The organism is Streptococcus oralis (assembly GCF_023109005.1).
Classification (GTDB): Bacteria; Bacillota; Bacilli; order Lactobacillales; family Streptococcaceae; genus Streptococcus; species Streptococcus oralis_BU.
In genome coordinates, this window is the sequence record NZ_JALDTU010000011.1 from 1 (window position 1) to 26,558 (window position 26,558).

A 26,558-nucleotide genomic window follows, 5' to 3' on the forward strand; every position below is an offset into this window, starting at 1 on the left:
CGTGGTGTATCCGTCACTTTCGGTGCAATCGTCACACCATCTTTGTTCTTGTACTCAACTGTGACATCACCATATTTCTTAGCTGGTGTGTCTGGGACAAGATCATAGTAGTAAACGATATTGGTATTGCCTTCTACCACTTTACCAGTTTCCGCTCCTTGAGTTGCGGTTGAATCCAGCTTGTACTTCTTACCATCTACAGTAGTAATAGTGTCCTTGCGTTGATCCGTAGTATCGTAAGCAGTTCCCACTTCAGAACGTGGTGTATCCGTCACTTTCGGTGCAATCGTCACACCATCTTTGTTCTTGTACTCAACTGTGACATCACCATATTTTTTTTCTACCGGCTTTTCAACTTTGTCATAAACATAGACAACGCGGGTTGTTCCCTCAACAACCTGACCACTTTCTTGACCTTGTGTAGCATTGGTATCAATACGATAAGTTGTGCCATCATCCGCCGTAATGGTAGTTGGTTTGTGATCAGTTGTATCATAGTAAGTACCAACCCGTGAAGTTGGTGTATCTACGACACGCGGAGAAATGGTGTTGCCTTGCTTATCTTGGTAATCAACGACAACATTACCATACTTCTCTACTGGTTTTTCAAGCTTATCATAAACGTAGATAACGCGGGTTGTCCCTTCAACAACTCTACCACTTTCTTGACCTTGTGTAGCTGTAGGGTCAATACGGTAACTTGCTCCATCGGCTGTAGTGATTGTAGACGGTTTGTGATCAGTCGTGTCGTAAGCCGTTCCTACTGATGTATCTGGTGTATCTACAATACGCGGAGAAATGGTGTTGCCTTGCTTATCTTGGTAATCAACAACAACATTCCCTTTTACTTCGGTATAGTAGTTTGCTACGTTTATCGTACCTAATTTTACTTTACCTGTTGTATTATTAGTTGATGACACATATTTATAGACCTTGCCATCCGCTGTTGTGATTCTGTCTTGGTGTGTTGTTGTGTAGTCTTCGCCAACAGGAGTTCCTGTAGGTTTAATTGTTTGAGTATTGGTTAGTTTAGTAGTAGTTCCTTGAATATAGTTATCAAGCACAACATTTCCTGCAAGATTATATTCAACTAGATTGTATTCAAGATCTGGTTTTACAAGTGTAAAGCGAGATGGTAATTTACTTGTAAGAGCTAGCCAATAACCTCTGTCCCATTGAGACTTCCGTTGCATCACAAAAGAGATGGTATCTCCGCTTTCTGCTACACCAGCAATTCCCATCTTATAGAAATTTGGATCATCATAATCATCTTTAATATCGTGGGTTGGTCTAGTTGCCGCCAAACGACCATCACCTTGTTTTTCAACCAAAGAACCGGTAATCTTTACTGGTCGGAAATTATAATCTGTTATGCTTTCTTCGTGTTTTAGACCAGCTCTCACTCCAGAAGTAGGCTCTGTTTTTGTTAGACTCGTCATAGCTAAAATAGCTGGATTCGTCTTTGTGAATTGAATTGGATTGTCATCAGAATCGTAAAAACGAATATTTACACGGTATCTAGACGGTGCATTAATTTTGTAAAAAGTATAAATTCCTTTTGTTGGATCTTTTTCTGCAAAGCCCACGATACCAGTACTACCACTTATATTAGTAACTTCATAGACTACCTTAGAAATTTTCTTTCCATTATATGTTGAGTTTTGAAGGTTAGTATAGGTAGCCGTGATAGTTTGACCGTTTTCAATTTTCGGAATAACAAAATTACTTCCACCACCTGAAAGTCGCGTTGTAAAAGGTGCTTTTGGAGTCGAACCAAATGTTCCACCACCTTTAACATATTCTTCATAAGATTGCGCTGAAGGCATATCCTTTTGTCCAAATTCTGTAGCACCACTAATAGATAGTTTTCCATTAGGTTCGCTTTCAAATTTCAAGCCTTGGCTAACTACTTCACTCAGATAACCGTCAGTACCTACGTTCTCCTGAGCTTTTTTCAAATCAAGTTTGTAGGCATCTACCCCTGTCTTGATACGAGTTGCTTGTGTTTCCTCAAGAGTGTTGGCAAGATCCTTTTTAGCATCTGACTCTATTTGGTTATTTGCTGTTCCAATATTTTCTGTTGGATTTTGTTTTATATCAATGTTGTAACCCTTAGCTTCAGACACAGCGTCTTTCAACTTTTGATTTTCCACAGTAACTTTTGGTTCTGTGGCTTCGGCCGACGCAACTGGAGCGGCCTGTGCTGCTGCAGGTGCAGTGTAAGTTACAGGGGTTGTGTCACTAGCCGAAGAAGCAGCTGTAGCTGGAGTTGTATCACTAGCCGAAGAAGCAACTGTAGCTGGAGTTGTTTCAGATGCTGGAGCAGTATAAGTTGCTGGCGTTTCAGATGTTGGGGTAGCTGGGGCTATAGTCACAGTTGAAGCGCCCTGAGTTCCTTCTGCCACCCTACTATCTTTCGCTGCAGGCTGTGAAGCCGTTGGATCAGAAGATGATACTTCATCCGCCGATACTGTTTTGTTATTACTAAACATAGCAATGGCGCCAAGAGCAATGACTCCAATTGTGCCATATACTTTATTTTTACGAATAGAACCGTGACCTTTTGTCTCACTATTGTGATTGAACATGCGCGTTCCTTCCTTCATTTTTATAATTAACGTATTATTCATTGTTCTCTCAAAGGATTGATTTATTTAACCCTAATAATGATAAAACGAACAGACCGATTATTGCAAAAAAGAGATTGTCGAGCCAACGACTCTTTTTTGCAATAATACAAATTTTTCACCAATAAACTTAACAGCCCCAACATTATCGACTTAACCAGCCACTTGTGCTAGTAGAACGACTGATTCAGAACCATCAAATTTTAGACAGCAGCACAATCCTTATAGATTTCGATGACATCGAAATCTTGACACATAAAAACCGAAAGTCTTTCTCTCACCAGAAAGAACCGGCATTAGCTTCTATAGGTATGCTGGTTTTATCGACGCAACACCTGATTGTACTAGGTCGCTGACATTTTCTGAATGTTTGATAACGCAGAGATCGTCTCATTGTTCACTGTTTCCAAATTGCTTGAGTCCCCCACATTACGAGCCAATAGAGGACTATCTCCCACTGCAAACATCCAAACCCTTGTCATGGTTAGAAGAAAATCATTTTTCTCATCATAAAACATCCCCCCCCCTATTTTCAAGAATAGATATATACATTACTACAGTAACAGTATAAAATATCACTTACTTTAATAATAATAGTATTTTTATAATTTGTCAAATTAAACACGTACCCTATCTAAAGATTGTGTAAAAAATGTCATGAAAACACTTAAAAACATATACTTTTTAGCTCTCTAGTACATTAAAGTGGCGTGTTCTCTGATTCAACATATAAATAAACAAAAATAAAGTGATTTGACACAATTCATAAAGAACGTATAAACCACCTTTGTCCTTTTACTACAGTTTCTGCCTTCTATCATTTTTCCTAGTAAGGGTTCTTTTATATCTGATTTTCAACTTGTAGAATTAGGATATCTATGCCTTGGTTATATATCCTTCTGATTTTAATAATTGGGTAATTTACGCTCAAGTAAACAGAATTTATAATGTATTTTACAGTAAATAACAAACATACCTAAAAAGTTTATCGCAACCATATATAGGCTTCAGACAGTAGATTATTGAAGTTTAAAAGACTGTGAAAAGGCGTAGTAAAATTTTCAGAGAATACAATTCTCACTTCTTAAACATTTAAAACAGTAGTGATTATAACATAAAAAGAAAAACAAGCAATGTCAGCAAGAAGAAGTATCACATTTCTCTCATACATGGTCTCTTAGAGACTCCTCAAAGAATAAAATGATTAGACATAATTTGATTAGTTATTCAAAGCTGCTGCCATTGTAGCTGCAACTTCTGCTTCAAAGTCGTTTGCAGCTTTCTCGATACCTTCACCAACTTCAAAGCGAGCGAACTCAACTACTGAAGCATTTACTGATTCAAGGTAAGCTTCAACTGTCTTGCTGTCATCCATGATGTAGACTTGTGCAAGAAGTGTGTATGCTTGGTCAACTTTAGTGTTGTCAAGCATGAAGCGATCCATTTTACCTGGGATGATTTTGTCCCAGATTTTTTCGGGTTTGCCTTCTGCAACTAATTCAGCTTTGATATCTTCTTCAGCTTGAGCAATCACTTCATCAGTCAATTGAGCTTTTGATCCATATTTCAAGTGTGGAAGAGCTGGTTTACCAACCATTGCACGGCTATCATTATCTTGGTCAATCACGTGGTTCAATTGTGCCAACTCATCTTTAACGAACTGCTCATCCAATTCTTTGTAAGAAAGAACTGTTGGTTTCATCGCAGCGATATGCATTGAGATTTGTTTAGCAAGTGCCTCATCTCCACCTTCGATGACAGAGATAACACCGATACGTCCACCATTGTGTTGGTATGCTCCAAAGTGTTGTGCATCTGTTTTTTCAAGCAAAGCAAAACGACGGAATGAGATTTTTTCACCGATTGTAGCTGTTGCAGATACATAGGCTGCTTCAAGAGTTTCACCTGAAGGCATTGTCAAGGCAAGAGCTTCTTCGTTGTTAGCTGGTTTTCCTTCAGCAATTACTTTAGCTGTAGCATTTACCAACTCAACGAATTGAGCATTTTTTGCAACGAAGTCAGTTTCAGCATTTACTTCAACTACTGCTGCAACGTTACCGTTAACAAATACACCAGTCAAACCCTCAGCTGCAACACGGTCAGCTTTCTTAGCTGCCTTAGCCATACCTTTTTCGCGAAGCAATTCGATTGCTTTTTCGATATCACCTTCAACTTCAACCAATGCTTTCTTAGCGTCCATAACACCAGCACCAGATTTTTCACGCAACTCTTTAACAAGTTTAGCTGTAATTTCTGCCATTTTGATTCTCCTATATTTTTTAAAAATAGGAGAGCCGGGCTAAGCCCCGCCCTCCTAGGTAATGATTACTTATTTGAATTAAGCGTTGTCGCCTTCTACAACTTCAACGATTTCTTCGATTGAGTCAGCTTGAGCTTCTGAAGCTGCAAATTCAGCTTCAACTGCTGTCGCGTCTTCGCCTTGACGACCTTCGATGATAGCGTCAGCCAATTTAGCTGTAATCAATTTAACCGCGCGGATAGCGTCATCGTTAGCTGGGATGATTACATCGATATCATCTGGATCAGTGTTTGTGTCAACCATCGCTACAACTGGGATACCCAATTTTTTAGCTTCTTTAACAGCGATTTGTTCTTTATGTGGGTCAACTACGTACATTACATCTGGGATACGAGGCATATCTTCGATACCACCCAAGAATTTTTCAAGACGTGCACGTTGTTTGTTAAGAAGTGCAACTTCTTTCTTAGGAAGAACATCAAAGATTCCTTCTTCTTCCATACGTTTGATTTCTTTCAAACGAGCGATACGTTTTTGGATAGTTCCCCAGTTAGTAAGAGTTCCACCCAACCAACGGTGGTTGATGTAGTATTGACCTGAACGTTCTGCTTCCTCTTTAACAGCGTCAGCAGCTTGTTTTTTTGTACCAACAAACAATACAACTGCATCGTTAGCTGCCGCATCACGCATGAAGTCGTATGCTTGGTCAGCGTATTTTACAGTTTGTTGCAAGTCGATAACATGGATTCCGTTACGCTCAGTGAAGATGTACTTAGCCATCTTAGGGTTCCAGCGACGAGTTTGGTGACCAAAGTGTACACCAGCCTCAAGAAGTTGTTTCATTGAAATTACTGCCATGAGTATTTCTCCTTTTTGTTTTTTTCCTCTTCTCGATTTCAACTTGCAAAACGACCCGAGGGCAACAGTTTCACAATTCATCAAGAATGAGTATTATCGTTTACACGACAAGGTTCATTCTACCACATTTTAGCCATATTTTCAAGTGATTTTGATAGATTTCGGTCTTGCTTTCGATAAAAAATAATAAAAGAGACTCAAATCGAGCCTCTTTATTTCATTCATTAGTTTGGATAGATATAAGTAACATAACCTTCAGAAGTTGTAGTTGGATTGAACCATCCACGTTTGTTACCGATTGTACGATCTCCACCATAGTTTGATTCTGATACTTGAATGCTAGTTGTTGATGAAACTGCTGTAACAACCGCTACGTGTCCATATCCACCGTCATTCCAACATGCAATCGCACCAACTTGTGGAGTTGATCCAGTACGGAATCCTGCAGCCGCTGCACTTGTAGCCCACTGCGCTCCGTTACCCCAGTAATCTCCAGCCCAAGGTGCTAATGTTTTAGCTCCCCAAGTACATTCACCAGTTGGATAACTTGAAGCATTTGTACTGTATGTTGGACGTTGTCTAGTAGGAGTCGGAGTAGGTGCTGGAGTAGGTGCTGGAGTGTAGCTTGAGTCCTCGTCGTCAGATGCTGATGCTGATGCTGACGCTGATGTAGATGTTGCTTGCACTTGAGCTGAGAAACTTGTGTTTCCAGAAGCAACAACTGATTGTTGTTGACTTGTTTGACGTGCTTTATAAGTTGCCTCTGCTTCAGCTGCTGCTTTCGCTTCTGCCTCTGCTGCTGCTTTTTGTTCCAACAAGGTAGCTTTCTCACCTTCTGCAGTAGCTTTCTCTGCAGCAAGGTTCAACTCAGCAACTTTTAACTCCGCCTGTTTTGTTGTCAATGTTTGTGCATCGTCAGCAAGCGTTTGTTGGTTCGCAATTACAGTATTGATTGCTTCATTATTTGCAACTTGTTTTTCCGAGATTGATTTTTTATCAGCTTTTTGTTGCTCTAACATTTTGTTGTTAGCTGATACAATCTCGCTCATAGCCGCAACACGGGAAATAGCTTCTGTAATTGATTTTGAATTTACAATTGTATTGATATAGCTAGTTGCAGCACCGTTTGTTTGTGCGCTACGTGCTTGTTTTTCCAAAGATTCATTACGAGCAACAATGTTCTTAGAAAGCTCTGTAATTTCTCCTTCAAGTTTTTTAGATTCCGCCTGTAGTGTTTCATTTTCAGCTTGCAAGTTTGTTTGCTGTGTTTGAATAGCTGTAACTTGCGTTTGGATTTCATCTACCTGTTTTTGAGCTTCTTTTTGTTGGGCTGTCAAGTCACTAATCTTACTATCTTGAGCAGCAATTTTTTCATCAGTTGTTTCAGCGTGAACAGTTGTTAACACCGACACTTGAGACACTAATACTGTACTTAATAAAAGTGACGCTAAGATTTTTTTCTTCATATTGTGTAGATACTCCTTCTATTTAAGACATTACTAGTATACCAAAAAAAGACATAATAAATATTACGCCTTTGTTACATTTTTATTTCTTTCTTATAGATAATATTTTTCAAAAATATACTGGAAAATCACCATCCACAAAAAGTTTAAAATCATTGATGGGACAAGACTGTAGACAATGAAAACTGGCATTGATTCTACTGTCAGTCCCATAGCAAGGGCCAGGAGATAACTACCCATATCAAATAGGAAGCTCATCACAACTATTGTTAACATTCTCGTCCAACGGTTCAACAAAGTCACACTATTAAACTTGTGAAGTGAGGCACCTATCAAGATAAATAAAAGTGTCGCAATTCCTATCAAGTGGAAAAAATAGATATCGTACACCAAACCTGCTATACAGCAATAAGCTAGATAGAAGTATTCTGATACCTCAATTGTCTCAAACAAGAGAAATAAAAACAGGAAATGACTGGCTAAGTGAAAATGTGGATAAAAGGATTCTACTAATTGACCAATATGTGCATCAATTAGCACAAGAAAAGGAAGTAAAAAGAAAATACCAACTTGTTTTAACAGTCTCATTGCTAATTCCCCACTAACTCTACCACATGAAGATTTTTAGTATCAGCACTTAACTTTACTGTTACCTCTCGTGTTAGATAATCACTGCTATGAGTTGTAGCAACAACCTCTCCAACAGGAATATCCTTAACATTAAAGTTTCCAAGTCCCCCTGTAGTCACCCTATCTCCAGCACTAATGTCGCTGTTACTGTTTAATTGACTAATTTTAAGAAGTTCGGTTTCTTTGTCATAACCAACGATAATTCCGTAAATTTCAGTAGAACCATGCAAGATTTTAACGGAAATTTTATCCGAATTTTCGGTATTTGTCAATAAGTTGACAGTCGTTGAATGATCCTCCACTTTTGAAACACTGCCAATCAAGCCCCCATTTGCAATGGCCAACATATTTTCAGAAGCACCCTTTGAACTTCCTGCATCTATCGTTAACTCTTGCTTCCAAAATACCGGTGAACGCGTAATTACATCTGCTGCTATGTTTTTTGTAGCCTGCAATTTTGACTTCATATCCAGCAACTGACGTAGTTGTTCATTTTCATTTTTTAAACTTTCTGATTGATTAGATTCTACCTCTAGTTGATAGAGCTGTTTTTTTAGACTTTCGTTTTCATTGTAAGTCCGCGTCAAATGTCCCAAATCTGATTTGAAAGTATCAAACCACTGAAAAGGTTTTTGAACAATTCTATCTACTAAGGAAATCCCATCTCCTAGTTTCGTCACAATAGCGCTTGAATAGGTTGTCACTAATAGTACAGAAACTGCCAGAACTGTGACAAAAACGATGATTAGATATTTTGATTTTTTAAAACGGTTCATATTCCTACCTTTATACTAAAAATCTGCTACTGTGAACTTCTTATCAATCCTACAAACCTGCTAAGATTTTAAGAAAAATAAGAAACATCCCAGTACCAAAATCACAAGAATTGCCAGTGTATCCTTTTGACTCCATCTCAACTGTCTATACTGACTTCTACCCTTTCCTCCCTGATAGCCACGTGCTTCCATGGCTATTGCCAATGAATCTGCACGCTTTAAGCTCGTCGCAAAAAGAGGAATTAAAATTGGAATCATAGCCTTTACTTTTTGAACGATGCTTCCCTCGCCAAAATCAACTCCACGAGCTTTTTGAGCATTCATAATTCTCGTCGTGTCATCCATCAGAGTTGGAACAAAACGCAAACTCATTGATAACATCAGACCAATTTCATGAACGGGAACTTTCACGCGTTTCAACGGTGCTAAAAGGGCTTCAACTGCAGCTGCCAGGCTCAAAGGCATGGTCGTTAAGGTTAGCAAGGTTGAAAAGAAAATAATCAACACAAAACGACAGAAAATGATTCCCGCTTGTTGCAAAGCATAATCCGTTATTCTTATAAAAGAAAACTCAAATAGGACATTTCCACTTGAAATGAAAAAGAGCTGAAAAAGAGTCGTAAAAGCAATTAAGAAAAACATGGATTTTAATCCCTGAACGAAAAATGAGAGGGAAACGCCTGACAAAGCAATAAATATACCTGTCGCTATAAACAGAATGAGATTGGTGAGGGGATTATTGGCCCAAAATACAATCAAAATCAGCAGGATCATGGCAAGCAATTTACTACGGGGATCCAAGCGATGAATGATGGAATCTCCTGGTATATAACGTCCTAAAATCATACTATCCATTTAGCGACTCCTTAAACTCCTCTATCTTGATTGGCAGTTTTTTAAAAGCTACACCCCTATCTGCCAAACGTTTACAAAAGGCTGTGATTTTAGGCACACCTAACTGTACTTTTTCCATAGAGGCTACATCTTGGAAAACTTCGCACGGTTTGCCACTTTTGACCAAACGCCCCTTTTCCATAACATAGACCTGATCAGCATATGCAGCTACATCATCCATCAAATGCGTTACCAAGACGATTGTCATTCCAGAAAGGTGGAGTTCTTTAAACAAGGTCATCAATTCTTTTCTGCCCAAAGGATCTAGCCCTGCTGTCGGCTCATCCAAAACCAAGACAGTTGGCTCCATGGCCAGCATACCTGCTATAGCCACACGTCTCATTTGGCCACCCGAAAGTTCAAAAGGACTGCGCTCAAAGAGTGACTCATCGATACCTACCAAGGCTAACTTTTCACGCGCAATTTTCTTGGCTTCTTCCTCAGAAACTCCAAAATTTTGTGGTCCAAACGCAACATCTTTCAAAACAGTTTCTTCGAAAATCTGATTTTCAGCAAATTGAAAAACTAAACCGACTTGCTTTCGAATCTGGCGAATTTCTTTATTGGTTGATGTAGGGGTAATGACGGTATCAAAAACTCGAACAGAACCCTTGCTTGGAAGCAATAGGCCATTTAAAAGCTGTAAGATCGTTGATTTCCCACTACCTGTATGTCCTATCAAAGCAGTATAGGAGCCGTCCTCAATCGTCAAGGAAACATCAGCCAAGGCTGATGAAGATAGGGGAGTCCCCTCTTGATAGGTAAAGCTCACATTTTCTAGAGTAATTCCCATAACTTGTCCTCTAGCTCTCCTTCTGTCAAATAGCCATCCGGCAACTGATAACCAGTCTCTCTCAAAGATTCTCTCAATTGATTAGCAAAAGGCTCATCTAACCCTATCTGGTCAAGGTCATCCCGAGAAAAAAGTTCTCTTGGGCTGCTGGTTGACTCCACTTGGCCTTTTTTCATGACCAAGACACGGTCACTCATCGCAACTTCCTCTAAATCATGTGTAATGGAGACGACTGTCATCTGGTGGTCTTTTCGAATTTCTTGAACTGTCTGAATCAGTTCTCTTCGTCCCTCAGGATCCAACATACTTGTAGCCTCATCCAGAATTAAAATAGCTGGCCTCAGGGCAACAACTCCCGCAATAGCCACCCGCTGTTTTTGTCCACCAGATAAACGAGCTGGTTCTCTTTTCTTAAAGTCCAGCATCCCTACCAACTCCAAAGATTCAGCCACTCTCTTCTTCATTTCTTCACGAGGGAGTCCCTGATTTTCTAAACCAAAGGCAACATCATCTTCAACAGTCGCGCCCACAAACTGGTTATCTGGATTTTGAAAAACCATACCAATTTGACGGCGTAAGTCCCAAACATTCTCAGAGGACAGCAATTGCCCATCTATCCAGATTTCCCCAGACTCTGCTTCAAGCAATCCATCAATCAAACGGATAGTTGTCGATTTTCCACTCCCATTATGACCTACAATCGAAAGCCATTCTCCCTGTTTCACGTGAAACGAGACATTATTAACATCATAATGATCCTGGTCTTCCTTGTAACGAAAAGACAGATTTTTTACTTCAATAATCGATTTCATTTCGAACCAAATGTCCCTTTGAATACATGAGCGCTACCCTTGAAATAATCATAACCAGAGTAGATAGTGAAAAACAAAGCGATATAAAGCAACAGCTGACCAATTAAATTCCAATGTAAGAGCAAAAAGATAATAGCAAACATCTGACTAAAGGTCTTGATTTTCCCTGGCATCGCTGCTGCTAGAACTGTCCCTCCCGTCTCAACAAGCAACAAACGCAAGCCTGTCACCGCAAGTTCACGACAGATGATAATAGCAACAACCCAAGCTGGAGCCATACCTAACTCAATCAACATGATAAAAGCTGACATAACCAACAGCTTATCAGCCATCGGATCTGCAAATTTTCCAAAATTGCTGACTACATTCCATTTACGAGCAAGGTAGCCATCAAGATAATCCGTTATACTAGCAACTGCAAAGATGATCGCTGCCAGCAAATGACTGCCTTGTGAATGGCCCAAAGTCAAAATAAGAATAAAGAGAGGTATAAAGAGAATTCTACCAATAGTTAATACATTAGGAATTTGTTCTTTTTTCATTGATTTTTCCTTAATCTGTAGTAAATGTAAGTGTTACAGTTCCAGTCTGAGTTGTCAGCTTCGAAGTATCAATCGTTTGATTGTCCACAGTCACAGTAACTCCCTTCACTACACCTAAAGTAATGGTAACGGGATTCTTAGTTGAAACTGTTGTTTTTGCATTCTTATTGTCTGCGGATAGTGTCACACCACCCTCCAGCTCACTTCCTGAAACACTTACCCAGCTAGTTGTATCTGAAACTGCTAGTTGAACAGTAGCGGTTTCCTTACTCGTTTTATACCGAGCTTCAATGCGGTTTCCTTCGCCTGACACTGTAATAGTTGATTCCGTAGTAGAAGACGAGCTAGACGTCTGACTACTAGAAGATGAACTAGATGAGGTTGTTGAACTAGTTGAGCTCACAACACTATAATTAGCTGAAGAAGGGCTTGGCTGAGTTTGGATGTAGTTCCAGACATAGTAAGTCACAAAAATTAAAATGGACAAAGCAAATAGAACGAAATAAAACAAGGGGAGATAAGACGTTTTTTTCTTATTTGACCGTCTGCGACCAGACAAGTCTTCTTCATCGACATCTACCTCTTCATAAGTGATCATACTACCTGAATCATAGGCATCCAAAACAATTCTTTCATCTAACTCTACTGCCCAAGCATATTTTCTTAAAAAAGAACGAGCATAGAAGGTACTAGGAAGTTGATCAAAATCATCTGCTTCCATAGCTTCTAGAAAATGCAACTGAATTTCAGTTTTTTCCTGCAATTCTTCTAAACTCAATCCCTGGTTAATTCTAGCTAAACGTAGAACCTCGCCAATTGTTTTTTTTCTCATACGTACCATTCCTTCTTTCTAGTATTAGTCATCTTTTAAGCTGGAAAGATTGTAAAATCAACTAGATCACCATTATCAATCAAACGATGCCCAGCCTCTAGAACATCCTCCAAAGTAATTTCCTGTAAAATTTTCGGAAAATCAAAAATTGTTTCTCCGCGATCCATCGGATCGTATTGAGTTGCAATAAATTCCAAGGAGTTCATGCTACTGAAAAATTCCCCAAACATCTCACTCTTAACAAGATCTAAATGTTCCTCTGTAATATCCGTATCACTACTAAACTGACGAATCGCTTTCCGAAATTGATGCGACAGAGAAACAGGCTCTTTGGTATCCATTGTCAATATCACAAAATGAAAGCGACTGTTGACTTCAACCTCAAGTGACAATGACGCATCTAACTTCCCAGTCTCATATAACTTTTGAAAACGATCAGAAGTCCAACCAAACATCATCGTAAATAGTAATTTCAATAAAATATTGTAACGATAAGACTCAGCTTCTGTTATTTGCCCATTACCTCTAATCGCAACAGCAAGTTTGGGTGAAGAAACTTCCATCCGAAGACTATCTGTTTGCTTCACAGACTGCAAGGGTAGTTTCTCTTTTGAAACGGTAAACTGTTCTAAAGTCTTCTTTTCCTTTTTCGAAAAGTATTCCTCAACAACTTTTACATCAATATTTCCAACTAAAAACAGTGACATGTTGACAGGTTTGTAAAAGTCAGTAAAGTTCTCTTTTAAATTTGAAACTTGAATATCAGAAATTGATTTTTCACTTCCAACTATATCTGTTGCTAAAGGAGTATCAGGATAAAGGTTGGCTAATGTTGCAAAAAACAAGCGTGAATCTGGATCATCTTGGTACATTTCTCGTTCTTGCTGGATAATATCCTGTTCCCTTAAAACTGATTCTTCTGTAAAATGAACATCTCCGACTAACTCATCTAGCAAATCTAAATTCTCTAATAGATGGTCAATTGTTGAAAAAAGATAGCTGGTCTTAGTAAAGCTTGTAAAGGCGTTACTGTCCGCACCTAATCGAGTAAAAGCAGCCATTATATCCTCAGAATTTTCTCTTTCAAACAATTTATGTTCAAGAAAATGTGCAATTCCTGCTGGATGATGACGTAAACCTTTTTCCAAGCTTGTATAAGTTGCATCTACAGAACCAAATTGAACCGTTACAATCCCATAAACCTCATTGAAATCTTGCTTAGGGAGTAAAGAAACTGTCAATCCATTTGACAATTGTGTTTTGTAGACTGTTTCCTTTACAGCAGGATAGTATTTTTCTTCAAAAGTAACCTTTGTCATTCTACTCCTTCCATAAAGTAAATCGCTTGTAACTTCAAACCATTGGCAACTTTACATACAGCTTCTTTATCAACATTCTCTAATTTTGCCACCAATCGATCAATGTCAAAGCTTGATTTTCCAAATAGAGCATTCAAATAGACTCTTTCAACTAGGGTCTGTTGATTATCTTGAGCCATCAACAAAGATCGTCGAATCATCTCCTTTGTTTGTTCAAGTTCAAAATCTGTAAAGTTACCCTTTTTCAGATCTAGCAATTGATGATTCATCATTTTTCTAGCCTGATTTCGATTTTCTCTATCAATACCCGCATACATCCTTAACAGACCACTAAATAAATCCAATTGACTAGAGACTGTATAGGCTATTCCAGCATTTTCACGAACGTTTGTAAAAAGTTTCGAATGTGCAAATTCACCCAACAAACCATTCATAACAAGCATGGGCAGATGCTGAACATCACCATATTTTATAGGAGAATGATAGCCCATTTCCAAAATGGATTGCCCAACATTCCTCTGAACCATTCCCTCTCTTAGGACATTCGAATAAGATTGATGGTACTGGATAGTGACGTCGTTCTCTCTAGCTGTAAAGGGTAATGACTTCAGCGATTCTGTGATTTCTACTTCATTAAAATCACCTAAGAAAAAGAAATCAATACGATCATTCTTCAGAGCATTTTGAAAGCACGTGTAGCTACTTTCTGGAGACTCATTTGAAATGCTATTTCGTAAATCACTGTATCTCAATTGAAGACGCTCATCATGGAAGAACAAGCTATCCAACTCCTTATGAGCAAAATAAAATGAATCATCCATATCAGTAGCTAGACTAGCCAATAACTGTTTTCTTTCAATTTCAAATAAAGCTGGCTCAAAAGCACCATCTTGAGCTAAGGGAGCAAATAAAGTCTGTTTTACTAATTCCAAAATTCGAGAAGTCAAGACATTTTTTTTACTCAAGAACTCATCTCGCACGTAGGTAAATGTTAAGTCAAGAATATGTGCTTGTCCTCTACGATAAGCACTTGTGGAAATATCTGTTCCATATAAACTTGCCAAGTATCTGCGAAATGCTTGTAATGTGGGATAAGCTTGATTTGCCGTCTCCAACATACTCGCACTTAACATGCGTCCTGCTATTGTCTCAAGAGATAAGGGAGCAGTAAAACGAATAGTGATTTTATTTGTTTTAAACTTTTTGGATTGAACAAAATGTGCTGAAATTCCAGGCACTAATTCCATACCTTACCTCCTTACATATAGAGTTCTATTATACCACGAAAATCAAAATTTTTCTTGTTCTCTTTATAGCTTTAAAGAGTAAAACCGTTTTTATTTCAGCTAACTTTCCTTCAGCTATTTCAAGGAAAATATGGTATAATACCAAAGATTGAGGTGAATTATGGAATACAAATTATTTGAAGAATTTATTACGCTCCAAGCCCTCCTAAAAGAACTTGGAATTATACAAAGCGGTGGTGCTATCAAATCCTTTTTAATAGATCATCAAGTTTACTTTAATGGCGAGTTAGAAAGTAGACGTGGGAAAAAAATCCGTATTGGAGATACGATTGATATTCCTGATTTAAAGATTGACATCACCTTGACACAACCAAGTTTAAAAGAGCAAGAAGAGTATCAAGCAGATAAGATTGAGAAAGAGCGAATTGCTAAACTTGTCAAAGAGATGAATAAAGGTATCAAGAAAGAAAAACAAAAAACTTCTTCATCGCCTAAAACCAAACAAGTTCCACGTTTTCCAGGAAGATAACCATGTGGCTCCAACATTTAACAATTAAAACCTTTCGAAACTACAAAGAGGCAAAAATTGATTTCAATCCAAAATTAAATGTCTTTCTAGGTCAAAATGCACAAGGAAAAACCAATATTCTAGAAGCAATCTATTTTTTAGCCTTAACACGTAGTCATCGGACTCGTACAGATAAAAATCTCATTCATTTTGATAACGAGCAACTCCATCTTTCTGGCTTGCTACAGAAGAAAACAAGCTCTATCCCTCTAGAAATTGATTTAACGCCAAAAGGGCGTGTGACTAAGGTCAATCACTTAAAACAAGCGCGCCTATCAGACTACATCGGACATATGAATGTTGTCCTCTTCGCACCTGAAGATCTCCAGCTAATTAAGGGAGCACCTTCTGTCCGTCGAAAATTTATAGACATCGAACTGGGACAAATTAAACCAATCTACTTGTCAGACTTGTCAAACTACAACCATATACTCAAGCAGAGAAATACCTACCTAAAATCTAGTCAGAAGATTGATGAAACATTTCTGTCAGTATTAGATGATCAGTTAGTAGAGTATGGTTGTCGCGTCATAAAGCATCGGATAAAATTCATTAAAGACTTAGAGAAATTTGGTCAAAAAAAACACTTAGAAATTTCAAATAAATTAGAAGAGTTGTCAATATCTTATCAATCATCTGTCAACTTCACTGATGACGAACAGCTAACAAATTCTTTTAAAATTGCTTTGGAGAAAAGCAGATCCAGAGACTTATTTAAAAAGAATACTGGAGTTGGCCCTCATCGAGATGACATTGCTTTTTATATCAATGGAATGGATGCTAGTTTTGGAAGCCAAGGTCAACATCGTAGTCTTGTACTTTCTATCAAACTAGCAGAGATTGAGCTAATGGAAAGTATTACCAACGAGTCTCCGATACTACTGCTTGATGATGTTATGAGTGAACTTGACAATACACGGCAACTAAAATTACTAGAAACCATCTCTCAATCTATCCAAACCTTTATTACAACAACAAGTTTAGACCACTTACAAAACTTACCAGAAAATCTTAGTATTTTCAACATCCAAAACGGTAAAATTTCTGTAAATTAACATTGACAACATTGTAAACAAAAAGAACTCCTGAAAATCAGGAGTTCTTTTTTACTACTTACATGGAGTAGTTTGGCGCTTCATTAGTGATTTGTACATCATGAGGATGGCTTTCTTTTAGACCAGCCCCAGACATTTCAATAAATTGAGCATTGTCGTGTAGTTCTTTAAGGTTAGCTGCACCACAGTAACCCATACCAGAGCGAATACCTCCAATCATTTGGAAGACAATATCAGCTGCTGCTCCTTTATAGGCAACACGGCCTTCAATTCCTTCTGGAACAAGTTTGTTTGCTTCATTGACAGAACCTTGGAAGTAACGGTCACTTGAACCTTTCTTCATTGCAGCGATTGATCCCATACCACGGTAGGTCTTAAACTTACGTCCTTGGAAGATTTCCGTTTCACCTGGTGCTTCGTCTGTTCCAGCAAACATTGATCCAAGCATAACTGCATTCCCACCTGCAGCAAGGGCTTTTACAATATCTCCAGAGTACTTGATTCCACCATCAGCAATGATTGTTTTACCATATTCACGCGCAACTGCTGCTGCATCATAGATTGCTGTCACTTGTGGAACACCAACCCCTGCAATCACGCGAGTGGTACAAATAGAACCTGGTCCGATACCGACTTTGACAACATCTACACCTGCATCATAAAGAGCACGCGCACCTTCAGCAGTGGCAATATTTCCAGCAATCAAAGTGCGGTCTGGGAAGTGAGCACGAATTTCAGCGATTTTACGTAGAACACCAGCAGAGTGACCATGGGCAGTATCAATAACAATGGCATCCGCTCCTGCTTCAAAAAGGGCTTCGGCACGTTCAAATGTATCTGAAGTAACACCTACTGCACCTGCAACTAAGAGACGACCAAACTCATCTTTAGCAGCATTTGGAAACTCAATCACTTTTTCAATATCTTTGATAGTAATCAAACCAGAAAGACGACCTTCTTCATCAACCAAAGGAAGTTTTTCAATACGGTGTTCTTGAAGAATGCTTTCAGCTGTTGCAAGATCTGTACCAACAGGAGCAGTAACAAGATTTTCACTAGTCATATGGTTTGAGATTGGCTGATTGTAATCTGAAATAAAGCGAAGATCTCGGTTTGTTAGAATACCAACCAATTTACGATTTTCAAGTGTCTCCACAACTGGAACACCACTGATACGGTAACGTCCCATCAGTTCATCTGCTTCAGCAATCGTGTGTTCTGGAGTCAAGAAGAATGGATCAATAATAACACCATTTTCAGAACGTTTTACCTTGCGAACTTCATCCGCCTGTTGCGCAATAGACATATTTTTATGGATTACTCCAAGACCACCCGCACGAGCAATGGCAATAGCCATTTGACTTTCTGTGACTGTATCCATGGCGGCTGTTATAATTGGGATATTTAAAGTCAGATTATCTGCCAATTTTGTTGTTAAATCTGCATCATTAGGCAACACATGACTTTCTGCTGGAATGAGCAATACATCATCAAAGGTAAAACCTTTTTTTAAAAATTTAGTATCCCAATTAGACATTAAAGTTTCCTCTTTTCTTTCTTTTTGAGCTTGACTCTTTTTGTATTGTATCTATCATACCATTCTATGAAAATTTGTCAATTATATTTATGGTAGAAATCATAAAAAAACTATCCCTGTGATCCTATGGAAGAGATAGTTTTACGATTCATATTTTATCTATAATTTAAAATAATTTAGTCCCATTGCTCCCTTAACTTCAGATAGAGTTTGCCCTGCAACCTCACGCGCTTTCTCACTCCCTTTTTGAAGCATATTGTACACTTCTCCCATATCCTTAGCAAATTCGATACGGCGCTCACGAATAGGGCCAAGTTCCCGTTCTAATATTTCAAGTAGATAACGTTTCGTCTTCACATCACCAAGGCCACCACGTTGATAATGTTCTTTCATATCCGCAATTTCTTGAGCATCTTCTGGACGACCAAACACATCTAGATAATGGAAAACCATGTTTCCTTCAATCTTACCTGGATCCTCAACCCGAATGTGGTCTGGATCAGTATACATGCTCATGACTTTTTTACGCAAAGTATCCGCATCATCTGCTAGATAAATACCATTATTAAGGGATTTAGACATTTTAGCATTTCCATCTAAACCAGGCAAACGCCCTGCTCTCTCATTTTCTGGATAAACACCTTCCGGCTCCACCAAGACCTCACAATTATAAGCATGATTAAAGGAACGAACAATCTCGCGAGTTTGCTCAATCATTGGTTTCTGATCTGTCCCAACAGGAACATAATTAGCCTTGAAGGCAGTAATATCTGCTGCTTGCGCAATCGGATAAACCAAAAATCCCGTCGGAATACTTTCTCCAAACCCTTTTTGAGCAATCTCTGTTTTTACTGTCGGATTCCGTTCCAAACGAGCTAGTGATACCAAATTCATATAGTACATAGACAGCTCAGCCAACTCTGGAATCTGGCTTTGAATAAAGATAGTTGATTTACTTGGATCCAATCCAACTGCTAAATAATCCAAGGCAACATTCCCAATCGATTCTACAATCGTTTGAGGGTCTTTGGCGTGATCTGTCAATGCTTGTTGGTCCGCCAAAAAAACAAACATCTCATACTTGTCTTCTTCCTGAAGTAATACTCTGTTTTTAAGACTCCCAACATAATGTCCAATATGCAGTTTTCCTGTTGGGCGATCTCCTGTTAAAATAATGGGTTTCGTCATTTTTTTCTCCTTCGAAATGGTCTCTTCAATTATAGCATTTTTTTGTTAAAATAACAGAAAATTATTAAAATCAAACAACTAACTCTTTGTAAACAAACCTGTAAACTTAATTGACATAAAATTGACAAACAAAAATTTGAATATTTCTCTCTTTTCTAGTAGAATAAATGTATTACATATTATAGGAGAAAAACATTGCTTACAGTATCTGATGTTTCACTACGTTTTAGTGATCGCAAACTTTTTGATGATGTCAATATCAAATTTACAGAAGGAAATACATACGGATTGATTGGTGCTAATGGTGCTGGGAAATCTACATTCTTAAAAATCTTAGCTGGTGATATCGAGCCAACAACTGGTCACATCTCTCTTGGTCCAGATGAACGTCTCTCTGTTCTCCGTCAAAATCATTTTGACTATGAAGATGAGCGAGTTATTGATGTCGTTATTATGGGAAATGAAAAACTTTACAACATCATGAAAGAAAAAGACGCCATTTACATGAAGGAAGATTTTTCAGATGAAGATGGTGTTCGTGCAGCCGAACTCGAAGGTGAATTTGCTGAACTTGGAGGTTGGGAAGCAGAAAGTGAAGCGTCTCAACTACTTCAAAACCTAAACATTCCAGAAGAATTGCACTATCAAAACATGAGCGAATTAGCTAATGGTGAAAAAGTGAAGGTTCTCCTTGCTAAAGCCTTATTTGGTAAACCTGATGTTCTTCTTTTGGACGAGCCAACCAATGGTTTAGATATCCAATCGATTACTTGGTTAGAAGACTTCTTGATTGATTTTGATAACACCGTTATCGTAGTATCCCACGACCGTCACTTCTTAAACAAAGTGTGTACTCATATGGCCGACCTTGACTTTGGAAAAATCAAACTCTATGTCGGAAACTACGACTTCTGGAAGGAATCTTCTGAGCTTGCTGCTAAATTGCTAGCAGACCGTAATGCTAAGGCAGAAGAAAAAATTAAGCAATTGCAAGAATTCGTTGCTCGCTTCTCTGCTAATGCTTCTAAATCAAGACAAGCAACGTCTCGTAAAAAAATGCTTGACAAGATTGAACTAGAAGAAATTGTGCCATCTAGTCGTAAATACCCATTTATCAACTTTAAAGCAGAACGTGAGATTGGTAATGATCTCTTGACAGTAGAAAATTTAACTGTAAAGATTGATGGCGAAACTATCCTAGACAATATTAGTTTCATCTTGCGTCCAGGTGATAAGACAGCTCTTATTGGACAAAATGACATCCAAACGACTGCATTAATTCGTGCAATTATGGGTGACATCGACTATGAAGGAACTGTCAAGTGGGGAGTTACTACTAGCCGTTCTTACTTGCCAAAAGACAACTCGGCTGATTTTGCAGGAGGAGAGTCAATCCTTGACTGGCTGCGTCAATTTGCAAGTAAAGAAGAAGATGACAATACCTTCCTACGTGGTTTCCTTGGTCGTATGCTCTTTTCTGGAGATGAGGTTAACAAACCTGTAAACATCTTGTCAGGGGGAGAAAAAGTACGTGTCATGCTTTCAAAACTTATGCTCTTGAAATCAAATGTCCTTGTACTTGATGATCCAACAAATCACTTGGACTTGGAATCTATCTCAAGCTTGAACGATGGATTGAAAAACTTTAAAGAATCAATCATCTTTGCTAGTCATGATCACGAGTTCATTCAAACTTTAGCAAACCATATCATTGTTTTGTCTAAGAATGGCGTCATTGATCGTATCAATGAAACCTATGATGAATTCCTAGAAAATGCAGAAGTACAAGCAAAAGTCAAAGACCTTTGGAAAGACTAAATAAGACTTCAAAACTCAGTTGGGTTAACCAACTGAGTTTTCTATCATTCTACGAGGTAACATGAAATCATTTTTAAAAACATATTGGACGTATTTTATTTCTTTCATCATTCCTGTAGTGATTATGTCTGGAGTATATCTATCTCAAGGTATCTACTGGAATAGTGATACATCCCCACTATTAGGAGACGGTTTTCATCAATACGTTATTTTTGATGTGGCTTTACGGAATATTCTACATGGAAATGGTAGTTTCTTTTACACCTTTACAAGTGGCCTCGGACTGAGTTTCTATGCTCTATCTAGTTATTACTTAGGTAGCTTTCTTTCACCCCTAGTTTACTTTTTTAATCTGTCAAATATGCCAGATGCTGTTTATCTGACCACTCTATTAAAATTTGGATTGATTGGCCTGTCAACCTTCTTTAGTTTGAATAGATTATTTAAAGATATTCCAAAATTTTTAAAACTTGCCTTATCTACTTCCTATGCTCTGATGAGCTTCACTGCTAGTCAGTTAGAGATAAAAACCTGGCTAGATGTTTTTATCTTGATTCCTTTAATTATAACTGGTTTACACCTACTTATAACACAAAAGAAGCGCCTACTATACTTTACAAGTCTGTCAATCTTGTTTATTCAAAATTATTATTTTGGGTATATGACAGCATTGTTTCTTATTTTCTGGTATCTCTGCCAAATTTCTTGGGACTTTAAAACTCGAAAATCATCTTTTCTTGATTTTGTTGTTACCTCCTTTTTAGCTGGAATGGCTAGTTTGATTATGACTCTTCCTACACTGTTTGATTTACAAACTCATGGTGAGAAGTTGACTACCATCACAAAATTAAAGACAGATAGTAGCTGGTATCTGGATATTTTCGCAAAACAATTCATTGGATCTTTTGATACAACTAAGTATGGATCTATACCAATGATTTTTGTTGGATTGCTTCCTTTTATTTTGACCATTCTATTTTTCACAATAAAATCCATTAAGTTTCACGTGAAACTTACCTATGCAATTTTCTTTACTTTTTTAATAACAAGCTTTTACATAGAAGCCCTCGATTTATTTTGGCAAGGGATGCATACCCCAAATATGTTTTTGCATCGCTATGCTTGGATTTTTTCCACTCTGTTAATTTATACTGCAGCAGAAGTCTTAAATCGTCTGAAAGAACTGAAGCTATGGAATCTATTTGTCTCACTTTTTCTGGTACTAACAGGATTTTTGGCTACTGTCTATTTTAAATCACACTATTCTTTTTTAACTGATTTGAATATCCTACTCACTCTTGAATTTCTTCTAGTTTATGCTCTTTTACTTCTTGCAGTCATTAGAAAATTTATCTCTGTAAATCTATTTGCAATTCTTTTGTCTTTATTTATAATAGCTGAGATAATCTTAAATGCTTCATCTCAAATGGAAGGAATAGCTAAAGAATGGGCCTTTGCTTCTCGTAGCGCCTATAATAGAGATATCACTGCTATGGAATCCATTCTAAACCAAATTGACAATCCGTTTACACGTACTGAGAAACTGCAAATTCAGACAGGCAATGATAGTATGAAATTTAACTACAATGGAATCTCTCAATTCTCGTCTGTACGAAATCGTTCAGCTAGCAATAGTTTGGACAAACTTGGATTCAAATCCTCTGGAACCAACCTCAATCTCCGTTATGCCAATAATAGTCTTTTAGCAGACAGTTTATTTGGAATCCAGTACAATATTTCTGAAACTTCACTTGATAAGTATGGTTTTCAAGAGATTTATCAAAAGGATCATTTAACCTTATATAAAAATCAACTCTCTTTACCCATTGCCTTTGCCACACAATCTATTTACACAGATGTAAACTTTAACAATCACACTCTAGATAATCAAGCTTTATTTATAAACCAGCTTGCTAATCTCAACTTAGATTACTTTTCCCAAATAGCATATGATAAAACAGATACTTCAGATGGTTTAACGAGCATCACAGGTTCTGCGAATGAAGATGCAAAGATTGATTATCAAATTGAGGTTCCTCAAAATAGCCAAGTCTATCTCTCTTTTTCAAATCTTCATTTCACAAACGATAAACAAAAGAAAGTTGACATCCTTGTCAATGGTGAAAAAAAGACTTTTACAACTGACAATACCTTTAACTTCTTTAATTTGGGTTATACTGAGAAACAAAAAACTTTCAATATCAGTGTTAGCTTACCTGGAAATTCTCAGGTATCATTTGAATCTCCAGCCTTCTATCGTTTAGATACCCAAGCTTTAACAGAAGCAATTCAAAAGATTAAAGAACAGCCTGTAGAAGTATCTACCTCTAAAAATAAAGTCTTTGCTACATATGAAGTAAAACAAGATACCTCTATTTTCTTTACTATTCCTTATGACAAAGGTTGGTCTGCATACCAAGATGGAAAAAAACTTGAAATCAAGCAGGCTCAAACTGGTTTTATGAAAGTTGATGTTCCAAAAGGAAAAGGCACCATTACACTTTCCTTTATTCCCAATGGTTTTGTTATTGGAGCAGTCTGCTCAGTAACTGCCCTTCTTCTTTTTGGGATCTATAATCACAGACGAAATTTATCTAAGACAGAAAAAGATTGACCAAGGGATTGGTCAATCTTTTTAATCTTCTTCTTTCTTAGGTTGATAAGCTAACATACCTAAAGCAGTAAAGAAAGCTAGAGTTATAATAAGGAAAATCACTTGGTGATGAATATTTCCTGTCATAGAGATTGTTTGTCGTAAACCTGATACAGAGTAACTCATTGGTAACCATGGATTGACACCCTTAAAGAAATCATTTGTCAAAGCAAGTGGATAAGTCCCTGCACTTGATGCTAACTGTAATAATAGTAAAATAAGAGAGAAGAAAGCTCCTATACGGCTATTCCAAGTTGTTAAAGCTGTCACCATAGACATGAAAGCTAAACTTGTGATTATAATTAGAATCAAGGTTCTCATCTCATGGTTCGCAGTCAATCCAATAAGATGGACACCTCCATAAACTAAAACACCTGCTAAGACAGCTATAATCCCATTTATTTCAGAGCGAGACTTCAACCAAGCCCAACGACTCTCTGGATGACGCCCAGAAGGCAACTTAGCAAAAATCATATTAGTAGATATAGCAGCAACAAAAAGAGCAACTGATATCATATAAGGAGCCATGGCAATCCCATTTACAGGAACTTGGTCATTGTCTGTTTTTGAGAGAACTAGAGGATTAGATAATGTTTCTGCATTTTCAGATTCTGTTGATGCTGATTTGAGTTGATTATTAGCATTGCCTAATCCTTGTCCTAATGAATCAACTCCTGTCTGTAAATCTTCAAGACCAGAGGTTAAGCTTGTTCCACCATCTGCTAGTTTTCCAGCACCGTCTGCAATCTTCATAGCACCACTTCCTAGTTGAGATGCTGCAGAAAGTAACTGTGTTAATTTATCTGTTAATTGACTAGAGCCAAATTGTAATTTAGTGAGACCTGCTATTAGATCTGGGCTCTTATTATTCAATTGAGCAGAACCAGATGACAAACTTTCTATACCTGATACTAATTCTGGAGCTTTCCCAGCTAACGCATCTACTCCAGCTGTCAAGGTTGATGTATTTTGTGCCAACTCACTTGATCCAGAAACTAATTGATCTAGACTAGTTGTTAAACTTGTATTTTTTTGACTTAGTTGATTAGCGCCTATAGAAATTGTGTCCAGTCCTTTAGTATAGTTTACAACTCCTTTTTCAATTGACTGACTTCCAGGAACTAACTGATTGTCTACAGTAGTTTGCAATTTTGTAAATTCATTTGACAATGTTGTCAAGAAGCTAGATGCTACAGGTAAGAGTTGATTTGCTTTCGTCTGTACATCAGATAGATTAGTTACTTGTTGTTCTGAATTCTCTATACTTTCTTTCAATCCTCCTACTGTTGTTAAAATTGTTTTTGCTGATTCAATAGTAGAATTAGAATTTTTAGAAATAGCTTCTATCAGTTCTTTCTTTTGTTCCTCTGTGAGAGATTGATAAGTAGCTGTTGATTGAAGTTTAGCAATAGTTTTCTCTTGTTCTGTCTGACTTTTGGTCACAATATCCTGAGCAAGAGTTGTTAGATTTTGCAAAGCTTCTGACAATGTACCTTTCAGTTGAGTATTATCTGACATTGTAAGAGCTTGTAGTGTTTTATTTAGTTCTCCTAGACTAGTTGCCAATTGAGTTATTTGTTCATTCTGTTGAGATGAGGAATTCAGTTGATTTGAAATTTCTTTAATACCAGTATTTAATTGCTCCATTCCATCTCTTAGTGCATCTGATTGATTTGATAATTGACTTGTTCCATTAGAAAGTTTTTCTACACTACTTGTATAAGCATTTACACCAACTGAAAATTGATTGAGACCTGTATCCAATTGTGAAACCCCACCTGTATAGGACTTTATACCTGTATTCAGCTGATTTACACCTGCCACCAATTCAGGAGTTCTTGAGGCCAATTGACCAAGTCCAGTGTCAACCTGTGAAACTGCATTTGTATAACTTTGTAAACCACTATTAAAAGTTCCTAAACCAAGATGTAATTGCTCTATGGCAGATACATAGGCAGACAATCCCTTTGTAAATTGATTAGCTCCATTTGAAAAAGTTACACTTGAGTTAGCTAGAGTATTGAGATTTGTCGTCAATGTTTGACTTCCTTTTGCTAACTGATTAGTTCCATTAGCCAGTTGCTCACTTCCATCAGCTGCTTTATTTATCCCAAACTTCAAGTCACTCATTTTTTGAAATAGTGCCTTGGTGTATGTTTCAGTTACATTCGTAGAGACGGTTTGTTTTAATTGTGTCATTGCAGAATCACTCATCTTACTTGCAATAAAGCTACGGCCACTTGAAGTTTGATAATCAATTTGCATCTGTTCAGGGTGATTTGTTAGGATCGAGGTAGCTTTTTCAGATAAATCACTTGGTAAAGTCACTACCATATAGTATTCGCCATCATCTAGTCCCTTTTTCCCCTCTTCTTCATTGACAAAATGAAAATCTAAAGTCTTATTTTCTTTTAAATTAGACACCATGTCTTTTCCTATAGCCATCGTATTTCCATTATAAGAAGCTTCCTTATCATTATTAACAACTGCTACAGGTAACTCCGATACTTGACCATATGGATCCCACATTGACGATAAAAATATGATATTGTATAAAGCTGGAATGAGAGAAATTCCTATCATTACAATAATGAATGTCGGTTTTTTAAAAATTGCTTTCCATTCTTTAAACATATTTCCTCCTTTTTTAAACATATTGTCTAAATTTTTGATATAATAGATT

20 protein-coding genes are annotated in these 26,558 nt (G+C 37.5%); 4 read left to right on the plus strand and 16 right to left on the minus strand.

Going from position 1 to position 26,558, the window contains the following annotated elements; genetic code table 11:
• The 13 genes from M1F56_RS09100 to yfmF form a co-directional block, all read right to left on the minus strand.
• A partial coding sequence (locus M1F56_RS09100; protein ID WP_247917504.1) for a GbpC/Spa domain-containing protein occupies nucleotides 1-2,630 on the minus strand: 2,630 nt, incomplete at its 3' end.
• Nucleotides 2,631-3,846: 1,216 nt separating this feature from the next.
• Nucleotides 3,847-4,887 carry a translation elongation factor Ts gene (gene tsf, locus M1F56_RS09105; RefSeq protein WP_000808089.1) on the minus strand — a complete coding sequence of 347 codons (1,041 nt, stop codon included), beginning with the start codon at nucleotides 4,885-4,887 and terminating at the stop codon, nucleotides 3,847-3,849.
• Between the two features lie 78 nt (nucleotides 4,888-4,965).
• Nucleotides 4,966-5,745 (minus strand): 30S ribosomal protein S2, encoded by a 780-nt coding sequence (rpsB, locus tag M1F56_RS09110; RefSeq protein ID WP_000268477.1) that lies wholly within the window; start codon nucleotides 5,743-5,745, stop codon nucleotides 4,966-4,968.
• Between the two features lie 224 nt (nucleotides 5,746-5,969).
• Entirely contained in the window at nucleotides 5,970-7,211 is a 1,242-nt protein-coding gene (gene pcsB / locus M1F56_RS09115; protein ID WP_247917505.1) for a peptidoglycan hydrolase PcsB, read from the minus strand.
• 93 nt (nucleotides 7,212-7,304) lie between these two features.
• Nucleotides 7,305-7,799 (minus strand): rod shape-determining protein MreD, encoded by a 495-nt coding sequence (gene mreD / locus M1F56_RS09120; RefSeq protein ID WP_001237923.1) that lies wholly within the window; start codon nucleotides 7,797-7,799, stop codon nucleotides 7,305-7,307.
• A 2-nt stretch (nucleotides 7,800-7,801) separates the two neighbouring features.
• Entirely contained in the window at nucleotides 7,802-8,617 is an 816-nt protein-coding gene (gene mreC, locus M1F56_RS09125; RefSeq protein ID WP_247917506.1) for a rod shape-determining protein MreC, read from the minus strand.
• Nucleotides 8,618-8,677: 60 nt separating this feature from the next.
• Nucleotides 8,678-9,472, minus strand: a complete 795-nt coding sequence (locus M1F56_RS09130) for an energy-coupling factor transporter transmembrane component T family protein (RefSeq protein ID WP_000377881.1) — start codon at nucleotides 9,470-9,472, stop codon at nucleotides 8,678-8,680.
• Nucleotides 9,465-10,304, minus strand: coding sequence for an energy-coupling factor transporter ATPase (locus M1F56_RS09135; RefSeq protein WP_061599226.1), 840 nt, complete (start codon nucleotides 10,302-10,304; stop codon nucleotides 9,465-9,467). The genes M1F56_RS09130 and M1F56_RS09135 overlap by 8 nt, the downstream gene beginning before the upstream one ends.
• The gene (locus M1F56_RS09140) at nucleotides 10,289-11,116 is read right to left on the minus strand and encodes an energy-coupling factor ABC transporter ATP-binding protein (protein ID WP_247917507.1); all 828 of its coding nucleotides are present in this window, start codon (nucleotides 11,114-11,116) and stop codon (nucleotides 10,289-10,291) included. The genes M1F56_RS09135 and M1F56_RS09140 overlap by 16 nt, the downstream gene beginning before the upstream one ends.
• On the minus strand, nucleotides 11,113-11,658 hold the full coding sequence (gene pgsA, locus M1F56_RS09145; RefSeq protein ID WP_000712149.1) for a CDP-diacylglycerol--glycerol-3-phosphate 3-phosphatidyltransferase: 546 nt from the start codon (nucleotides 11,656-11,658) through the stop codon (nucleotides 11,113-11,115). The genes M1F56_RS09140 and pgsA overlap by 4 nt, the downstream gene beginning before the upstream one ends.
• A gap of 10 nt (nucleotides 11,659-11,668) precedes the next feature.
• Nucleotides 11,669-12,490, minus strand: coding sequence for a cytoskeleton protein RodZ (gene rodZ, locus M1F56_RS09150; protein ID WP_247917508.1), 822 nt, complete (start codon nucleotides 12,488-12,490; stop codon nucleotides 11,669-11,671).
• A 35-nt stretch (nucleotides 12,491-12,525) separates the two neighbouring features.
• Complete coding sequence (gene yfmH, locus M1F56_RS09155; RefSeq protein WP_247917509.1) at nucleotides 12,526-13,809, minus strand: EF-P 5-aminopentanol modification-associated protein YfmH; 1,284 nt, start codon at nucleotides 13,807-13,809, stop codon at nucleotides 12,526-12,528.
• On the minus strand, nucleotides 13,806-15,056 hold the full coding sequence (yfmF, locus tag M1F56_RS09160; RefSeq protein WP_247917510.1) for an EF-P 5-aminopentanol modification-associated protein YfmF: 1,251 nt from the start codon (nucleotides 15,054-15,056) through the stop codon (nucleotides 13,806-13,808). Before yfmF ends, yfmH begins: the two co-directional genes overlap by 4 nt.
• Before the next feature lie 160 nt (nucleotides 15,057-15,216).
• Between yfmF and yaaA the strand changes: the two genes are divergently transcribed.
• The gene (yaaA, locus tag M1F56_RS09165; protein ID WP_000455876.1) at nucleotides 15,217-15,585 is read left to right on the plus strand and encodes a S4 domain-containing protein YaaA; all 369 of its coding nucleotides are present in this window, start codon (nucleotides 15,217-15,219) and stop codon (nucleotides 15,583-15,585) included.
• Between the two features lie 2 nt (nucleotides 15,586-15,587).
• Nucleotides 15,588-16,679, plus strand: coding sequence for a DNA replication/repair protein RecF (gene recF, locus M1F56_RS09170; protein WP_000266691.1), 1,092 nt, complete (start codon nucleotides 15,588-15,590; stop codon nucleotides 16,677-16,679).
• Between the two features lie 58 nt (nucleotides 16,680-16,737).
• Here recF and guaB read toward each other — a convergent pair whose 3' ends face one another.
• Together guaB and trpS are read right to left on the minus strand one after the other, a co-directional pair.
• Nucleotides 16,738-18,216 carry an IMP dehydrogenase gene (gene guaB / locus M1F56_RS09175; RefSeq protein ID WP_000073416.1) on the minus strand — a complete coding sequence of 493 codons (1,479 nt, stop codon included), beginning with the start codon at nucleotides 18,214-18,216 and terminating at the stop codon, nucleotides 16,738-16,740.
• Nucleotides 18,217-18,375: 159 nt separating this feature from the next.
• A complete protein-coding gene (gene trpS, locus M1F56_RS09180) occupies nucleotides 18,376-19,404 on the minus strand; it encodes a tryptophan--tRNA ligase (RefSeq protein WP_000165465.1) in 1,029 nt (342 codons plus the stop codon).
• A gap of 195 nt (nucleotides 19,405-19,599) precedes the next feature.
• On the opposite strand from trpS, the gene M1F56_RS09185 reads away from it, so the two are divergent.
• Nucleotides 19,600-21,222 carry an ATP-binding cassette domain-containing protein gene (locus M1F56_RS09185; protein WP_247917511.1) on the plus strand — a complete coding sequence of 541 codons (1,623 nt, stop codon included), beginning with the start codon at nucleotides 19,600-19,602 and terminating at the stop codon, nucleotides 21,220-21,222.
• 61 nt (nucleotides 21,223-21,283) lie between these two features.
• A complete protein-coding gene (locus tag M1F56_RS09190; RefSeq protein WP_247917512.1) occupies nucleotides 21,284-23,836 on the plus strand; it encodes a YfhO family protein in 2,553 nt (850 codons plus the stop codon).
• 21 nt (nucleotides 23,837-23,857) lie between these two features.
• On the opposite strand, the gene M1F56_RS09195 is transcribed toward M1F56_RS09190, so the two are convergent.
• Nucleotides 23,858-26,509, minus strand: a complete 2,652-nt coding sequence (locus M1F56_RS09195; protein WP_247917513.1) for a YhgE/Pip domain-containing protein — start codon at nucleotides 26,507-26,509, stop codon at nucleotides 23,858-23,860.
• Nucleotides 26,510-26,558 lie beyond the last annotated feature (49 nt).

Bases quoted from the DNA above. Each gene is read 5' to 3' on its own strand.
- tsf (WP_000808089.1), bottom strand. From the start codon at position 4,887: ATGGCAGAAATTACAGCTAAACTTGTTAAAGAGTTGCGTGAAAAATCT.
- rpsB (WP_000268477.1), bottom strand. From the start codon at position 5,745: ATGGCAGTAATTTCAATGAAACAACTTCTTGAGGCTGGTGTACACTTT.
- pcsB (WP_247917505.1), bottom strand. From the start codon at position 7,211: ATGAAGAAAAAAATCTTAGCGTCACTTTTATTAAGTACAGTATTAGTG.
- mreD (WP_001237923.1), bottom strand. From the start codon at position 7,799: ATGAGACTGTTAAAACAAGTTGGTATTTTCTTTTTACTTCCTTTTCTT.
- mreC (WP_247917506.1), bottom strand. From the start codon at position 8,617: ATGAACCGTTTTAAAAAATCAAAATATCTAATCATCGTTTTTGTCACA.
- M1F56_RS09130 (WP_000377881.1), bottom strand. From the start codon at position 9,472: ATGGATAGTATGATTTTAGGACGTTATATACCAGGAGATTCCATCATT.
- M1F56_RS09135 (WP_061599226.1), bottom strand. From the start codon at position 10,304: ATGGGAATTACTCTAGAAAATGTGAGCTTTACCTATCAAGAGGGGACT.
- M1F56_RS09140 (WP_247917507.1), bottom strand. From the start codon at position 11,116: ATGAAATCGATTATTGAAGTAAAAAATCTGTCTTTTCGTTACAAGGAA.
- pgsA (WP_000712149.1), bottom strand. From the start codon at position 11,658: ATGAAAAAAGAACAAATTCCTAATGTATTAACTATTGGTAGAATTCTC.
- rodZ (WP_247917508.1), bottom strand. From the start codon at position 12,490: ATGAGAAAAAAAACAATTGGCGAGGTTCTACGTTTAGCTAGAATTAAC.
- yfmH (WP_247917509.1), bottom strand. From the start codon at position 13,809: ATGACAAAGGTTACTTTTGAAGAAAAATACTATCCTGCTGTAAAGGAA.
- yfmF (WP_247917510.1), bottom strand. From the start codon at position 15,056: ATGGAATTAGTGCCTGGAATTTCAGCACATTTTGTTCAATCCAAAAAG.
- yaaA (WP_000455876.1), top strand. From the start codon at position 15,217: ATGGAATACAAATTATTTGAAGAATTTATTACGCTCCAAGCCCTCCTA.
- recF (WP_000266691.1), top strand. From the start codon at position 15,588: ATGTGGCTCCAACATTTAACAATTAAAACCTTTCGAAACTACAAAGAG.
- guaB (WP_000073416.1), bottom strand. From the start codon at position 18,216: ATGTCTAATTGGGATACTAAATTTTTAAAAAAAGGTTTTACCTTTGAT.
- trpS (WP_000165465.1), bottom strand. From the start codon at position 19,404: ATGACGAAACCCATTATTTTAACAGGAGATCGCCCAACAGGAAAACTG.
- M1F56_RS09190 (WP_247917512.1), top strand. From the start codon at position 21,284: ATGAAATCATTTTTAAAAACATATTGGACGTATTTTATTTCTTTCATC.
- M1F56_RS09195 (WP_247917513.1), bottom strand. From the start codon at position 26,509: ATGTTTAAAGAATGGAAAGCAATTTTTAAAAAACCGACATTCATTATT.